The organism is Clostridium sp. AF21-20LB (assembly GCF_003478795.1).
Taxonomy (GTDB): Bacteria; Bacillota; Clostridia; order Lachnospirales; family Lachnospiraceae; genus Otoolea; species Otoolea fessa.
Window position 1 is genome coordinate 69,466 of the sequence record NZ_QUGD01000011.1, and the last position, 15,782, is coordinate 85,247.

Sequence of the window (15,782 nt, forward strand, 5' to 3'; positions counted from 1 at the left end):
GTAAGCCCCTACCGCATTGTTGTCCAGCGCATCACAGTAAATACCCGCGTATGCAACCTTGTCAGCATCCGCAGATAGCTGTCATATCCTGCCACATCCAGGCGGAACCCTAAGAAAATGGCTGCCACTGCCACCGCACTGATGACAAGCTGTCTCTTATGCGCAAACAAGCTCTTAAAATCGAAATGATAGATAATTTCGATCAGGCAGCTGGTGATGAGCAGTCCGCAGATCAAGCCAAACACGGTCCAGATATCATCATTCAGGATTGACCGGAAAATCATTCCGGAAAACAGCGTGATCGGCACAACCAGAAGGAAACGGATCACCGGCTCACTTACCTTAAATGCCATCGCTCTTCCAGCCGCCTCAGACGGGCGTTTCCGGTACAGGAACATTCCCAGACCAAAGAGCAGGGCTGCCACTGCCAATGCAATGACTGCCATCCGGGTGGGATGATCCGAACCAGTTGCCGTGCCGTACCAGAAAACCGGTGAGGTCCGCTCGCACCAGCGCAGCAGGAAATTGCCATTGTCATAAAACGTCATGAAGTATTCGGAAAAATACGTCGATACCACTGCAGCCACACCCGGCCCCCAGCTAAAAAGCACGCCGGTTCCCAGTAAACCCACGATCAGATTGCCTGTCAGAATCACTGCCAGCACAACCGTCATGTACACCAGTGTAAAAAAGCACATATGCTGTACATACCCAATCAGCAGGGTTCCCCATGAAAATGGTGCGCCCTTTACCTGCAGCATCACTCCTGCCGCCAGCAGAAATACCAGATACGGGACTGCCAGATACAGGATACCGTCCAGGCAGGTCACAGTATAAAGCATTTCACGGCTGATCGGAAGGCTGTGAAAAAAATCCGTTTTCTTTTTCGAATGGAGGTACGAAAAACCGGACGCTGCCAGCACCACTGCCGCCACAATCAGGATAAATACCAGCATTGCATTCTGGATCGAATACATATTCAGCATCTCATTGGTCAGCTTTAATTTTGCTTCTGCTAACGCCGCTTCGACGCTCAGATCTTTAGACAAGTTATCCGGACGCAGCATTATGCTGGTTTCCAGCGCTGTCAGGACCGGAAACAGAAAAAAGCACAAAAGTGCGGTAAGCGCCACGCTCCAGAGACGCTGCTTCGTATTTTCTCTCATATATTTAAAAAACAAGCCTTTTGATGTCATAACCAGCCACCTCCGTTTCACTGATAAAGATCTCTTCCAGGGAAAGCGGTATCATTTCAAAAAACACCGGATGATACGCCTGTAAAATTGTCTGAATCTCTTCCCGTTTTCCGCGCACGGTAAGCGTCAGGAGACTTCCCCTCTGTTCCGTCTTTATAATATCGATTCCCTGCAAATCGCTGCTCCCCACTCCCGCCGGAAGCACACACTGAATCTTGTGAATATTTAACTTCATATCGTCCAGATCCTTTGAGAGAAGCATTCCTCCCTTGTGAAGCAGACCTACATGGTCGCAGATATCTTCCAGCTCCCGCAGATTATGGGAGGCGATGACCGGCGTGAGGTTCCGCTCCTCGATATCATTGGCAAAAAGACTCTTGACCGTCTGCCGCATGACCGGATCCAGCCCGTCAAACGTCTCGTCGCAGAACAGATAATCGGTTCCCGCGCAAATGCCCAGCAGCACAGCGAGCTGTTTTTTCATACCCTTCGAAAAGGTCTGCACCTTCCGCCGGCTTTCCAGTTCAAAATTCTTTAGCAGTTTATCAAACCGGGCTGCATCAAACTTCGGATAAATTCCCTGATAAAACACCTTCATATCTTCCGCCGTTCCATTGCTTAAGAAATACGGCTCATCCGGGATATAAAAGCACCGTGCCTTTACCTTTGTATTCTCAAATACCGTCTCATCATCAACCGTAACGCTTCCTTCGTCCGGCTTTAAAATACCGGCTGCCATCCGCAAAAAAGTACTTTTTCCGGCGCCGTTGGTTCCAATCAGACCAAAGACACTTCCATTGTGAATCTCCGCATGGATATGATCGACTGCCACTGTATCATAAAAACGCTTCGTCAGATTCTCAGCCTTTATCATTCCTGTTTCCTCCTTCCTCACTTCCATAGCTCTGGATGACCTGCTCCTGGAACTCCAGCATCGTGATGCCGGTTCCTTTTGCATCCCGGATCAGAAGTTCCAGCTGATCCCAGATCTCCTGCCGCTTCCTCTCCCGGATCTGCCGGTTATCCGCCACAAAACTGCCCCTGCCCTTAACCGAATAAATATATCCCTGGCGTTCCAGCTCTGCGTACGCCCGCTGGATCGTATTCGGATTCATCGACAGCTCCGTTGCCAGACTCCGCACGGATGGAAGCTGACTGTCCTGCTCCAAAATCCCCCGGACCATCAGATCCGACAGCTTCTCAACAATCTGCTCATAGAGAGGTCGTCGATCTTTATAATCAATCAGAATCATGCTCACATTCTCCTTTCCTCCATTCTGCCCTGTGTCAAAAATCATAAGTGTATTAGTTCATTTAATACAGTTATAGTATACAAAAAGGGCAGTCGATTGTCAACCGACTGCCCTCTTACGATTTTCTTAACAACCTTTTTGGTTATATCCGAATAGAAACAAACTTCTGCAATCAAAGATTGATTACTGAGCCTGTGTCTCCTCAGCTGCCTCAGTCTCTTCTGTTTCAGCCTCAGTCTCCTCAGCTGCCTCAGTCTCTTCCTCAGATGCCTCTTCGGTCTCTTCCTCGGAAACTTCCTCAGTCTCTTCTGTTTCAGCCTCAGTCTCCTCAACTGCCTCAGTCTCTTCTGCTGCTACAGTCTCCTCTGCTGCTGCAGTTGTCTCCTCTGCTTTGCTGCCGCAAGCGGTCAGAGCAGATGCTGCTACCATTGCACTCATAACTAAGATTGCTGCTGTTTTTGTAAGATTCTTTCTCATAATTATTCTCTCCTCTTTAAAACATACGATTTATGTTTTCTTGTACCTCATCGGTACAGGACTTATAATAAAAACAAATTATGTCCAAAATATGAACAGATAATTAACATTCACTAAATAAATCCCATATTTCTTACAAAAAACAAAAGGTTTCGTAAGAAAAATCCTTGTTTCTGTTGGTTTTACATCATTTTTTTAAGCCTTTAAATCTTAATATATATGCGGCAGTTTTCTCGTTTCAATGCTGCTTTTTCCCAGTTTCCAGCTTATTTTTATTCTTTTTTCATTTCTTTATGAACAATTTTCTCGATTTTGTGTTTACGATTTGTTCACAATTTAGCCAAATTTGCACGGTTGAAACCGGACTGAAATTCCGTCATATATTTCCGGTAGCGAAGCGGCAGGCACGTTCGCTGGCAGGCTGGATTTTCCCGCTCCTTAATTCCTATCTGATGAAAAAAAGTACTCCAGAGCGCCGCATATTCGCTCTGATCGGTTTTCCCGGAAAGCGCCTGCAGGGGTTCTGTCTCAGCCCCGCGCATCATATACCACCGCCCCTTTCCTGTCCAGACTCCCGCTTCCTGATGATTTTTATCATAGATAATAAATGGTTCCGATGGCAGGCGATCCGTAAAATACGGCATCAGCAATGCCGTCACCCGGTTTTTCGGACCAATCTCAGAAAACAGTACCTGATCGGAATATTCCGCAAACCGCATAAATTCTATCTGCAAATGCGCTTCATTGGCAACCGCGCGGTTGATCTGAAAGACTGTCTGCACCGCCGGTATCTGTAAATTGTCCGTGATACGTCTCCCTGCTGCCCCTGCGCCAAATCCACAGACCAGAAACCGGTAGACCGCCTCTGCCCGATCATCCCGTTCACTCAGTGCCGTGCGGTAAATCCAGCTGTACGCCAGTTCTGACAGGGATCGGCGCACCGAGCGCACGACTTTCTGCGCCTTGAGCTGATCCACCGCCACCTCCCGGTACTCCGAAAACAGGCTGTAATTATATTCGCCCTGTACTTCCAGCCGCACGTTCTCATGCCCCAAGCGGCTGCTCCAGGCATCATATACTCCTGTGAATATGCCTTCCGGACTGTCTTCACATACAAATACAACCATTTTTCTCTCCTCCGTCCGTTTCATACCTGCGCCATATGAAAATCATCAAACAACGACATCTGGCGGTACAGCCCGCTCTGTGACAGCTGCCACTGCTTCCGCTTTTCTTCACTGACTAGCTGTGCCGCGATCGCATCCTCATGGATCTGCACCGGGTACATCATCCGCCCTGAACAGGTAATGAAGTATACCGCCCGCTTCAACACAACTCCCATCTTTTTCAAATCTTCAAACCGAAGCGCCGTCTGCTTTCTCGCAGCGACAATCCGCATCGCAGACTTTACCCCGATGCCCGGAACCCGCAGAAGCGTCTCATACGGTGCCCGGTTTACCTCCACCGGGAACTCTCCCAGGTTCTGCAGCGCCCAGTCGCACTTCGGATCCAGAAACACATTAAAATTAGGGTGTTTTTCACTCAGAAGTTCCGACGCCCGGAAGCCATAGTAGCGCATCAGCCAGTCCGCCTGGTACAGACGGTGTTCTCGCAGAAGCGGCGGTCCGTCCGGAAGATCCGGAAGCAGGCTGTCCTCATTCACCTTGATAAACGCCGAATAAAAGACCCTCTTTAATCCAAAATTCCGATACAGCGCTTCCGCGACTGCAACCATCTGATAATCACTCTCCGGAGTCGCCCCGACAATGAGCTGCGTGCTCTGACCGCCGGGGACGAAATAATTCTTGCTGTTTGAGATATTTCCCAGTCCGAAACTGCCATAGATCGAGTGTCCCGGGATGACACGGGGGATCTCCGGTGTATGTGTCCTTCCAACCCTTTCATCCGTTCCCCCTGGCTCTTTCGACCTCATAAATCCTTTTACCTTGTCTCCATTCCGCCCCCAATCCATCTTTGTCTCTGTCTGATTCAGACTCAGAATTCCCTTGTCAGCCTCCAGACATTCCTTTTCCCCTTTTCCTATCGCTTTACCACCAATTCCATATCTCCCGTCTCCCGGAATCTGAATTTCTCCGCGCTCTTTCTGCGGAAGCCATGCCCCTCTGCTCTCCAGACGCCCTTCCTGCTCCAGCTGTCTCGCGATCCCAGTCTGGATCTGGCGCATCGGGCGCAGTATCTTGTCCCGCGTCTTTCCCGGTGCCAGGCGCGCCAGACCATCAGCCGTCGGAAGCTCCAGATTCACACTCATCCGATCCGCCAGAAAGCCCACTCTCTCAATCAGCTCCGGATCTGCCCCCGGAATTGCTTTCACATGGATGTAACCGTTAAATCGATGGACCCGCCGAAGCCGGTACAAGGTCTGATACAGCAGTTCCATCGTGTGATCCGGTGTCTCCAGCACACCGGAACTTAAAAACAATCCTTCTATATAGTTGCGCCGGTAAAATTCCATCGTCAGACGGCAGACCTCCTCTGGCGTAAAGGAGGTACGGACCGTGTCATTGCTCCGACGATTGACACAGTAATGACAGTCATAGATGCACTGGTTCGTAAATAAAATTTTCAGCAGGGAGATACAGCGCCCATCCGAGGCAAAACTGTGACAGATGCCGTCCACCCGGCTGTTTCCAAGAAAGCCTTCCTTTCCCTTTCTACCCACGCCGCTGGATGTGCAGGCGGCGTCATACTTCGCCGCATCCGATAAAATTCTTAACTTTTCTTCGATTGAAAGATTTTCCTGTATCAGCATGAGGTTCTGCCTCCTCCCGTCCTACCGAACATTAGTTCTGGATTTATCATACCATACTCCCTTTTTAAATGCAAGCTTTTTCGAACATACATTCTGTCATTATTCCCATATGTGTTACTGTTCACGCATGCCCAGTAACAGGATTTTGCCGATGCTTCGCATTCCAAATCAGCAAAATCTGCAGCCAGAACTATATCCGAACCTTGCCAATCTCCGCCTTTAAATTTTCTCTTAAAATATAATTTCGATAACACATGACAATATTTCTGATTGTTTTCCTCGCAAGCCGCGTTTATAATAAAGAAAGATTGAAGGTATAGAATGAATTATTCTTATAGGTAGGATGAAGGAGGAGTTTACAATGGCTATTTTAGTTACTGGAGGCGCCGGTTACATCGGCAGTCATACCTGCATCGAACTTTTAAACGCCGGATATGAGGTCGTTGTCATGGACAACCTTTACAATGCCAGTGAGGAAGCGCTGCGCCGCGTGGAGAAAATCACCGGCAAGCATGTAACCTTTTACAAGGCAGATATGCTGGATCGCGAGGCAGTCAATGAGATTTTTGAAAAAGAATCCATCGATTCGGTCATTCATTTTGCAGGCTTAAAGGCAGTCGGGGAATCCGTTGCGAAGCCACTGGAATATTACCACAACAATATCACCGGAACCCTGATTCTCTGCGACGTAATGCGCAATCATGGCGTCAAGAAAATCATTTTCAGCTCCTCCGCTACCGTATACGGAGATCCGGCATTCGTCCCGATCACCGAAGAATGCCCGAAAGGCAAAATCACAAACCCTTACGGTCAGACAAAGGGAATGCTTGAACAGATTTTAACTGACCTGCACGTGGCAGATCCGGAATGGAATGTCGTTCTGCTCCGCTACTTCAACCCAATCGGTGCACACAAGAGCGGTCTGATCGGCGAGGATCCGAAGGGAATCCCGAACAACCTGGTTCCTTATATCGCACAGGTTGCTGTCGGCAAGCTGAAATGTCTCGGTGTCTTCGGCAATGATTACCCGACTCCAGACGGAACCGGTGTGCGCGATTACATCCACGTAGTTGACCTTGCAGTCGGTCATGTAAAAGCACTTCAGAAATTTAACGATAAGCCAGACGTATATATCTACAACCTCGGCACCGGCAAAGGCTACAGCGTACTCGATGTTGTCAAGGCTTACGAAAAAGCCTGCGGCAAAACAATTCCTTATGAAATCAAGCCACGCCGCGCCGGCGATATCGCAACCTGCTACTCCGATGCTACCAAAGCGAAAAATGAACTCGGCTGGGAAGCTCAGTACGGCATTGAGGAGATGTGCGCTGACTCCTGGAAATGGCAGTCGATGAACCCGAACGGATATCGGGACTCTGAGGACTAAGAGATGAAAAAGAATGTGCTTGGCACATTCTCGCGCCGAGCGCGGTCGCTTGCGACATGTTTCTGCTTCGCGCGAGTGCGCATCATTGGCACGTTAGTGCCTTTTTGTGTAATAGGGAATTCCAGGAAATTTCCTATTACATGACAAAAGCGGCTGACAGATGTCCATCCTAACATCTGCCAGCCGCTTTTTCTGTTCTTTATTTGTGTTCCGCAAATCCCCGCCGCATTTTTTCCAGCGCCCGCTTCTCGATCCGGCTCACATAAGAACGCGAAATCCCAAGTCTGGCGGCAATCTCCCGCTGCGTCTGTTCCTTTCCGCCAAACAGCCCGTACCGGCTGCGTAAGACGATTTTCTCTGTTTCTTTTAAACACGCTTCATAGGCGCGGTAAAGCTGTTCAATTTCCTGCTTTAAAATAATGGTTTCCAGAACTTCTTTTCCTTCTGCCTCCAGCACATCCATCCGGCTGACGGTTTCTCCGTCTTTATCTACCCCGATCGGGTCATATAACGAGATATCCTTTGCATATTTTTTACCAGCACGGAAGGTCATCAGAATCTCATTCTCGATACATTTCGCCGCATATGTCGCCAACCGCGATCCCCGCTCCGGATGAAACGTATTGACCGCTTTAATGAGCCCGATGGTGCCAATCGACAGGAGATCTTCCATTTCATAATCTGTACCCTGATATTTTCTGGTCACATGCGCCACCAGCCGTAAATTTCGCTCTATCAGAGTATTGCGTGCCTCATGGTCTCCCTCTTTCATGCGTTCCAGACAGGACCGTTCCTCTCCAGGTGTCAAAGGCTTTGGAAATGTATGCAAAGAAAAAGCCACCCTGAAGCTTACTTACTGATAGTTTATGCTTCGGCGGCTTTTCCAGTGCACCACTTGCTTTTCCGATTTTAGAAAGGGATCTAAAAATCATACCATCCAGCCGGTTATTAATCCGTTGCGTCTAAAAATATTGATACCTCTTTCTCTTCGCCACCAAAAAGATAACTGACACCGTCACGGACATACACTCCGCCACGATAATTGCGCCCCAGATTCCGTTCAGGCCCAGGAGCAGCGGCAGAATGATAACCGATGCACTTTCAAACACAAGAGTACGCAAAAAAGCTATCAGCGCCGAGGTCAGTCCATCTCCCAGCGCCGTAAAAAAGGCGGAACTGAAAATGGAGAAACCGCAGAATAAGAACGAAACCGCATAAATGGAATACGCATGTACCGTCATGTCCAGAAGCCCGGCATCATATCCTACGAAAATAGCTGCCAACGGTGCCGCCATCACCTCGGACAGCAGCAGCATGCTCAGAGACGCCGCCGCGATCAGAACCACACTGCGCTTTAGCAGGTTATTTAGCTCCTTTTTATTTCCTGCGCCGTAGTGATAGCTGATAACCGGAGCTACGCCGGTCGCATAACCGATGAAAATCGCAAGGAAAATAAAGTCCACATACATGATGGTTCCGTAAGCTGCGACTCCGTTTTCTCCCGCGTAGCGCATCAGCTGCGCGTTATACAGCATGCCGACAATGGACATAGAAATACTGCTCATCAATTCCGATACACCGTTGGTGCAGGCACGTCTGAGCGCTCCTCCATCCCACTTTGGTCTGCGAAGGCGCAGGCTACTGCTGTTCTTCCGCAGGAAATAAACCAGCGGTATCGTTCCGCCTATGATCTGTCCCATCGCAGTCGCCATCGCCGCTCCGGCAATTCCCCAATGGAACACTCCCATGAACAGAACATCTCCCGTCATATTGAGCACACCCGAAATGATCGTTACAATCAGCCCCAGCTTCGGCTTCTCCGCCGTCACGGAAAGGCTGCCAAACGCATACTGCAGCATTAAAAACGGAAGCGCCACCAGAATGATCCGTCCATACCGGATGCAGTCCGCCAGCATCTCTCCCTTCGCGCCAAGAAAGGCAGCGATCTGCGGTAAAAACAGAATACTGATAACCGCAATTACCAGACCAGAAACAACGGTCGCAGCGATCAGAAGGGAAAAAATCTCCTGGGCCTTCTCACGCCTGCCCTCGCCCATAATCCGGGCGATCAGGGCACTTCCACCCGTGCCGAACATAAATCCCATGGCACCTACGACCATCAGAAACGGCATAATGAAATTGACCGCCGCAAACGGCGTTTTTCCTACAAAATTCGATACAAAATATCCATCTACCACTCCGTAAATGGAGGTAAAAATCATCATTAAAATAGATGGAATTGTAAACCGGATCAATCTCCCAAAACCGAAATGATCCGATAACTGAATCCTCTGTTCCATAACATTCTCCTGTCAAATTTTTAAGTAATTCTGCCATTATATCACGATTCGCATCTTCGATGCTTACCGCTGCTGACGCAGCTATCGTGATCGCCATTCGCCGTTCGCCATAAATCTGCAAGCAGCTTTCTGGCTCACTTGCGCTCATTATATCATAATTCTTCACATCACGGAACATCACCTGCACCTCTTCTCCCTTGAGCCAAATAATTATTATTCCTACGGTTGATTTTTTCGGAATTATTCTGTATAATGAAAATAAATTTACAATTTAACGCGTTAAACCTCAACGCATTAAATTCAAAAAAAGCACAACTTTCACATTAGGGAGGAACTATGTTATGAGCGAAGACAAAAAATTAAACATGCCTCAGTCGCTTCTGCTTCTGCTCCTGATCATCGGAGCGGTTGCAGTCTGCATCCGGCTGAAAACGGGCGGACCGATGATTGGACTATTTATGAGCTGGATCATCATCTATCTGTTTTGTAAGGTATTACGCATAAATTATGAGCATGTTGTAAACGGCGCTTACGACGCGATCCGGGTTGTCGTTCCTACCCTGTGCCTGCTCATGGCAATCGGCGTCATGATCGGTACCTGGCTGCAAAGCGGCACGATTGCAACCATCATTGTCGGCGGTTTAAAACTGATCAACCCGACCTGGCTGCTGCCTCTGACCCTGATTTTCTGTGCCGTATTAAGCCTTGTGACCGGAACCTCCTACGGTTCCGTCGGCAGTGCCGGTGTTGCCATGATGGCAATCGGCAACGCGATGGGCATCCATCCTGGCATGGTGGCAGGTGCTGTCATCTGCGGCGCGATGTTCGGTGACAAATTAAGCCCGCTTTCCGACACAACCAACCTGGCTCCAGCGGTTGCTGGCTCTAAATTAAACGACCACGTGCGTTCCATGCTCTGGACCACGCTTCCGACCTTTGTCATCAGCCTGGTTCTCTTTGTAATTCTTGGCATCAGCCAGACTTCAGGGAACTATGAAACTGGAAATCTTCTGACATACATCGAGGCCCTGCAAGGTGAGTTTAAACTTGGCTTCATCACTCTGCTGCCAGCCATCGCAATCATTATTCTGCTTTTATGCAAAGTAAACGCGGTTGTCTCCCTTGGTCTTTCCGCCATCTGCGCCGGAGCTGTCTCTTTCTTCTATCAGGGCGCAACTTTGCAGAGTATCATCCGTGTTGCTTACAACGGATACAGTACCAGCATTGAGGAAGGTATTTTACAGACCATCTTAAACCGCGGCGGTATGAGCAGCATGCTTCAGTATGTGGCAATCATCTGCTTTGCAGTTGGTATGGGCGGTATGCTGGATCGCCTCGGCGTTCTCGGCAATCTCTTAAACGCCATCGTAAATCACATCAACAGCGATGGCAGCCTGATTGCAGCAAGCCTTTTAGTCGGCTATGTAACCAGCTTAATCAGCTGTTCCCAGCCGATGTCCCACGTCCTGACTGGAAATATGATGAAACCGCTGTTCAAATCCAGAAAAATCGCACCGGAAATCCTTTCCCGTACCCTTGAGGACGCAGGTACTTTATCCGGTCCGATGATTCCGTGGCACGGTTACTGTGTATACATGGCTGGAACCCTCGGCGTTGCCTGGTCAGTATTCTTCCCATACCTGTTCTTACTGTACTTAACACCTTTGTTCAGTATTTTCTATGGATTTACGGGAATCTCCATCCGGCATACAGACGACGCTCAAAATTAAACCTTTCACTTGATGAAAACAAAATGATCGAAACATATATTCAGCCTTTGACACAGTGTTTACCTGTGCAAAGCTGAACACATCTAATTTGCCCGAACTTTTTTCATGATTTCGCGCAAAATATATTACATATGAATTTAGGAGATGAATATTTATGATGGAAACAAAGCTTGTACTTCTCGGAACCGGCACCCCGAATGCCTGCCCGAATGCCAGCGGTCCTTCTTCCGCAGTTGTCGTAGGCGACCGCGCTTATCTTGTAGATTTTGGTCCTGGCGTTGTCCGTCAGGCGGCGAAAGCATACCAACAGGGAATTGATGCCCTGCGCCCGGACCGGCTGATGATCGCATTCTGCACACATCTGCACACCGACCACACGGCCGGCTATCCGGATCTCATTTTTACCCCGTGGGTGCTGGAACGCCCGAAGCCGCTGAAAGTATTCGGTCCAAAAGGCATCCAGAACATGACCGAACATATTTTAAAAGCATATGAGACGGACATCGACTTCCGTATCCACGGCTTTGAAAAAGCCAACGAAAATGGCTACAAAGTCGAAACTACCGATATCCAGCCTGGTATCATTTATCAGGATGACCGCGTGACGGTTGAGGCATTTCCAGTCAGCCACGGTACGCTTGAAAGCTACGGATTTAAGTTTACAACGCCGGATAAGGTAATCGTGATCAGCGGTGACACGGCTCCGCTTGAGATCGTGGCGCAGAAAGCGGAAGGCTGCGATATTCTCCTCCACGAGGTCGAGTACACCGCCGGACTCTCCGCCAGAGAGCCAAAATGGCAGAAATACCACCAGGAAGTTCACACTCTCAGCGTTGATCTGGCAAAGATTGCCGCCAAAGCGCACCCGCGGCTTCTGGTTACCTACCACCGTATCTATCACATGGAAATCCAGGACAACACCCGCGATGTCGAGGCTGAGATGGCGCGCAGAAACACCGCCATTTTGCAGGAAATCCGTGATGCCGGATATGAAGGTGCCGTTGTAAATGGACAGGATTTAGATGTATTCTAAGAAAAATTTAATGGGCTGTGAAATAAGTCCCTAAACAAAATGGGGATGTAAAAACTCAATCGAATTTTTTTACATCCCCATTTCGTTTTATCTTCTACGCCAGCATCATCCGGTCATTATCAAATGCCTTCTTCTTTTTCTCCGCATAGCAGTCTAAAAGGTCATTCACCCCCATTTTCGCTCTCTCCTCACCGCCCAGATCCAGGATGATCCGGCCTTCATCGAGCATGATCGTCCGATTTCCGGTCGTGAGCGCCTGCGACAGATTGTGGGTGATCATCAGCGTCGTCAGGTGGTTTTCCGACACAATCGACCGCGTGATCTCCATGACCTTATCTGCCGTCGCCGGGTCAAGCGCTGCCGTGTGCTCATCCAGAAGAAGGAGCTTTGGCATGACAAGCGTACACATGAGAAGCGTCACAACCTGTCTCTGACCACCTGACAGAAGCCCTACCTTCGTCTTCATACGGTTTTCCAGGTCCATATGGTACTTCTCAAGCTCTGTCCGGAATAGATCCTTTTCCTGTTTGCGGACCGCACTTCGAAATGGCTTCCGATCCTTCCGGGTATATGCCAGCGCCAGATTTTCCTCGATCGTAAGATGCGGCGCCGTTCCTTTCATCGGATCCTGGAACACGCGCCCGATCTGGCGCGCCCTGCGGTGCTCCGACAGAAAAGTGATATCCTGACCATCCAGGAAAATCTGTCCCTGATCCAGCCAGTAATTGCCGCAGATCGCATTAAAAAGCGTCGATTTTCCCGCTCCGTTGGAACCGATGATCGTCACGAACTCCCCATCATCCAGATGCAGGTTCAGTCCGTTCAAAGCGTGGTGCTCGCTCGCCGTACCAGCGGAAAATACTTTGGTTGCCTGTTTTACATCTAACATAGTACATCTCCATCTTTTATCCCTGTTTGTAACTGCTTTCCAGGTTATTATTTACACATATCTTTTTCTCTCGTCCGCTTCATCTTTGAAAGCCCCATCTGATAACGGATCGCCGGAAGCGCCAGCGCCGCCGCTACGATGCACGCTGATACCAGTTTTAACGCATATGCCGGAAAAATCTGGCTCTTGGTTGCCGCTGCGATGATATAACGGTAGATGATCGAACCGAAAATCGAGGAAACAAATCCGATTTCCAGACTTCTTTTTCCAACAATCACTTCGCCAATGATGACCGATGCCAGACCTACAACCAGCATACCGGAACCGGAGTTTACATCCGCAAATCCCTGATACTGGGCAATCAGACCGCCGCTGACCGCTACCAGTGCATTGCTGAATGCCAGCGCCGTGATTTTCATCGCGTCTACATTGATGGAGGACGCGCTCACCATCGCCTCATTATCGCCCGTCGCCCGGATGCAGAGTCCCAGATGCGTCCGGAAGAAAAGAATCAGCAGCATCAGGCAGACTGTTGCTGCCGCGACCGCAATCACGAGTCTTGCCGCCTCTTTTGAAAGTCCCAGGCTTTCTGCCGCTTTAAATATGGTCGGAACATTGATGAGGGAAATATTCGGGCTGCTTCCCATCACAATCAGGTTGATGGTGTAAAGCCCGCACATTGTGAGAATGCCAGCTAATACCGCATGAATCCCCATCTTCGTCTGGAGTACGCCTGTCACACAGCCTGCCAGCGCCCCGGCCACAGCTGCTGCCACGATCCCGGCAACCGGATGCCCCGCCAGCGTGCAGACCGCCGAGGCTGCCAGTCCCAGCGTAAAACTCCCCTCCGCCGTCAGATCCGGAATATTTAAAATGCGGAATGTGACGTATATTCCAAGCGCCAGTATTCCATATAAAAATCCCAACTGCAGGGATCCGATCACCAGTGTCATGTGTGCTTCCTCCTATTTTCAAGTTCGTTTGTAATTACTCCGCAAATTTCCACAATCAATGAATGTACGTACCAGCCAGACTGCTCTATATCTTACTCCGCATCCTTTACAAAGGTTGCCTCGTTCTGCACCTCATCCGAGAATGTGATTTCCAGTGCATCGGCTGTATCCTGATTGATTACCATATTGGAAGCCGGTACCACAACAGCTGCAATATCCTCCATCGCAGTTCCATTTAAGTATTCCAGTGCCATATCTGCGGTCTGTGCGCCGATCTCGGTATCGCTGATCGCAATCGTTGCAAATGCACCGGAATCAACCATAACAGCGGAGCTTCCATATACCGGAATCTTCGCATCTCTTGCCACTTCCGTTACCATCGGCATTGCACTCTGGATGACACTGTCATTCGGTACGAAAATCGCGTCAACCTCGCCCGCTAAAGACTGTGCCGCCTGCTGTACTTCAGATGAGTTCGTAACAACCGCCTCTTTATAGGAAAGCCCCTGATCGTCTAAATATTTTTTTGCATTCTCCACGGTGCTGACGGAATTGATTTCGCTTGTATTATACAACATTCCGTAGGTCTTACAATCTGGTGTCAGCTTATCGCTCAGTGCGAAAATATCCTCAACCGGAATCGCATTGGAAGTACCGGTTGCATTCTTATCCGGCTTTTCCATATCGGTAATGACACCCGCGCCGACCGGATTGGAAACAGCGATAAAGAATACCGGAATATCCGTCTCCAGGTTTACCATCGCCTGGGTCGCCGGAGTCGCAATCGTTGCAATCAGGTCAACACCGCTGTCTGCCATCTCCTGGCAGATGGTATTCAGCGCTGCCGCATCGCCCTGTGCATTTTTGTAAACAATATCGACTTTACCACCTGTATATTTTTCAGTCAGCTCCTCCGAGAAACCATCGCGCATATCTGCAAATGCACCGTTATCAATCATCTGGATCACACCAACCTTGATATCGCCCTTTGCCTCGCTGGCTGCTGCCTCCGATGCATCTCCATTTTCAGAAGCCGCCTCAGAATCAGCCGCTGCTGTCGTCTCTGCCGCATTCGAGCCGCCACAGCCTGCCATCGTCAGTGCCATTGCCGCTGCCATCGCTGCTGCTGTGCCTCTTTTTGCCATCATTCCAAATCCATTCATTTTTCTCATAATACTCTCCCTTTCCGCCATCCTGGCTCTCGCTGATTTTGATTCCCAACGAAATATAAAATCCCCGGCGCAGACAAACTCCTGCGCCGGGGACGAATAAACAAATATCGTGGTGCCACCCCTGTTCTCAGACCTTCAAACTTTATATAAAAAAGCAGATATTCTCACATAATGGAAAATATCTGCCATCCAGTCTGACTCATTCTACGGTACGGAAAACATAGACGTGATTGATAATGCGAAATCAGATATGCTCTCGATACCCTACCCTTTAACGCAGAGTTACGGCTGCAGCTACTCGAATCACTCTTTCACCTCGCATCTCCCAAATCCATTCCATACAGCCCTTCATACCGGTTTCCACCAAGCCCGGTTCTCTGTGATGTACCTCTGTATGTACTCGTTTTGTTCATCGACTTTGTAGTGTTGTATTTAATTTTTTCATAGTTTACCACTATGTTTTTAAGTTGTCAACCCTATTTTTGAATTTTTCTTTATCATCGGCAAAATCGGGTTACTGTTCACAGGTAGGCACTTTTGGAACCGAAAGTGCCGTAAGAAAACGTGGTGGCAGCAGGAATTTGCCGTATTTAAATGCGAAGCCACGGCAAATTCCGTTACT

14 protein-coding genes and 1 other annotated feature are annotated in these 15,782 nt (G+C 49.0%); of the genes, 3 read left to right on the forward strand and 11 right to left on the reverse strand.

The window, feature by feature from the left end; translation table 11 throughout:
• Positions 1 to 8: 8 nt before the first annotated feature.
• From DWX76_RS07695 to DWX76_RS07720, 6 genes are all read right to left on the reverse strand, one after another.
• Positions 9 to 1,196 (reverse strand): hypothetical protein, encoded by a 1,188-nt coding sequence (locus DWX76_RS07695; RefSeq protein ID WP_118570438.1) that lies wholly within the window; start codon positions 1,194 to 1,196, stop codon positions 9 to 11.
• The gene (locus tag DWX76_RS07700; protein ID WP_022358565.1) at positions 1,171 to 2,070 is read right to left on the reverse strand and encodes an ABC transporter ATP-binding protein; all 900 of its coding nucleotides are present in this window, start codon (positions 2,068 to 2,070) and stop codon (positions 1,171 to 1,173) included. Before DWX76_RS07700 ends, DWX76_RS07695 begins: the two co-directional genes overlap by 26 nt.
• Complete coding sequence (locus DWX76_RS07705; RefSeq protein WP_107000076.1) at positions 2,057 to 2,449, reverse strand: GntR family transcriptional regulator; 393 nt, start codon at positions 2,447 to 2,449, stop codon at positions 2,057 to 2,059. Before DWX76_RS07705 ends, DWX76_RS07700 begins: the two co-directional genes overlap by 14 nt.
• Positions 2,450 to 2,632: 183 nt before the next feature.
• Positions 2,633 to 2,926 carry a hypothetical protein gene (locus DWX76_RS07710; RefSeq protein ID WP_118472870.1) on the reverse strand — a complete coding sequence of 98 codons (294 nt, stop codon included), beginning with the start codon at positions 2,924 to 2,926 and terminating at the stop codon, positions 2,633 to 2,635.
• 329 nt (positions 2,927 to 3,255) lie between these two features.
• The gene (locus tag DWX76_RS07715; RefSeq protein ID WP_118570448.1) at positions 3,256 to 4,053 is read right to left on the reverse strand and encodes a TIGR03915 family putative DNA repair protein; all 798 of its coding nucleotides are present in this window, start codon (positions 4,051 to 4,053) and stop codon (positions 3,256 to 3,258) included.
• 20 nt (positions 4,054 to 4,073) lie between these two features.
• Positions 4,074 to 5,696: a putative DNA modification/repair radical SAM protein gene (locus DWX76_RS07720; protein ID WP_118570439.1), complete on the reverse strand. Its 1,623-nt coding sequence runs from the start codon at positions 5,694 to 5,696 to the stop codon at positions 4,074 to 4,076.
• Positions 5,697 to 6,057: 361 nt separating this feature from the next.
• On the opposite strand from DWX76_RS07720, the gene galE reads away from it, so the two are divergent.
• On the forward strand, positions 6,058 to 7,083 hold the full coding sequence (gene galE / locus DWX76_RS07725) for a UDP-glucose 4-epimerase GalE (protein WP_118570440.1): 1,026 nt from the start codon (positions 6,058 to 6,060) through the stop codon (positions 7,081 to 7,083).
• A gap of 199 nt (positions 7,084 to 7,282) precedes the next feature.
• Here the strand turns inward: galE and sigK are convergent, their stop codons facing one another.
• Both sigK and DWX76_RS07735 read right to left on the reverse strand, forming a co-directional pair.
• Positions 7,283 to 7,912 (reverse strand): RNA polymerase sporulation sigma factor SigK, encoded by a 630-nt coding sequence (gene sigK, locus DWX76_RS07730; protein ID WP_022358454.1) that lies wholly within the window; start codon positions 7,910 to 7,912, stop codon positions 7,283 to 7,285.
• A gap of 133 nt (positions 7,913 to 8,045) precedes the next feature.
• Complete coding sequence (locus DWX76_RS07735; RefSeq protein ID WP_022358455.1) at positions 8,046 to 9,383, reverse strand: MATE family efflux transporter; 1,338 nt, start codon at positions 9,381 to 9,383, stop codon at positions 8,046 to 8,048.
• A gap of 341 nt (positions 9,384 to 9,724) precedes the next feature.
• On the opposite strand from DWX76_RS07735, the gene nhaC reads away from it, so the two are divergent.
• The gene (nhaC, locus tag DWX76_RS07740) at positions 9,725 to 11,113 is read left to right on the forward strand and encodes a Na+/H+ antiporter NhaC (RefSeq protein WP_118570441.1); all 1,389 of its coding nucleotides are present in this window, start codon (positions 9,725 to 9,727) and stop codon (positions 11,111 to 11,113) included.
• Positions 11,114 to 11,267: 154 nt separating this feature from the next.
• Positions 11,268 to 12,146, forward strand: coding sequence for an MBL fold metallo-hydrolase (locus DWX76_RS07745; protein ID WP_022358555.1), 879 nt, complete (start codon positions 11,268 to 11,270; stop codon positions 12,144 to 12,146).
• Between the two features lie 94 nt (positions 12,147 to 12,240).
• Here DWX76_RS07745 and DWX76_RS07750 read toward each other — a convergent pair whose 3' ends face one another.
• From DWX76_RS07750 to DWX76_RS07760, 3 genes are all read right to left on the reverse strand, one after another.
• The gene (locus tag DWX76_RS07750; protein WP_118570442.1) at positions 12,241 to 13,035 is read right to left on the reverse strand and encodes an ABC transporter ATP-binding protein; all 795 of its coding nucleotides are present in this window, start codon (positions 13,033 to 13,035) and stop codon (positions 12,241 to 12,243) included.
• A 47-nt stretch (positions 13,036 to 13,082) separates the two neighbouring features.
• Positions 13,083 to 13,988, reverse strand: a complete 906-nt coding sequence (locus DWX76_RS07755) for an ABC transporter permease (protein WP_118570443.1) — start codon at positions 13,986 to 13,988, stop codon at positions 13,083 to 13,085.
• A gap of 92 nt (positions 13,989 to 14,080) precedes the next feature.
• Positions 14,081 to 15,160, reverse strand: a complete 1,080-nt coding sequence (locus DWX76_RS07760) for an ABC transporter substrate-binding protein (protein WP_243022052.1) — start codon at positions 15,158 to 15,160, stop codon at positions 14,081 to 14,083.
• A gap of 85 nt (positions 15,161 to 15,245) precedes the next feature.
• Positions 15,246 to 15,582, reverse strand: a binding site (T-box leader).
• Positions 15,583 to 15,782: the final 200 nt, after the last annotated feature.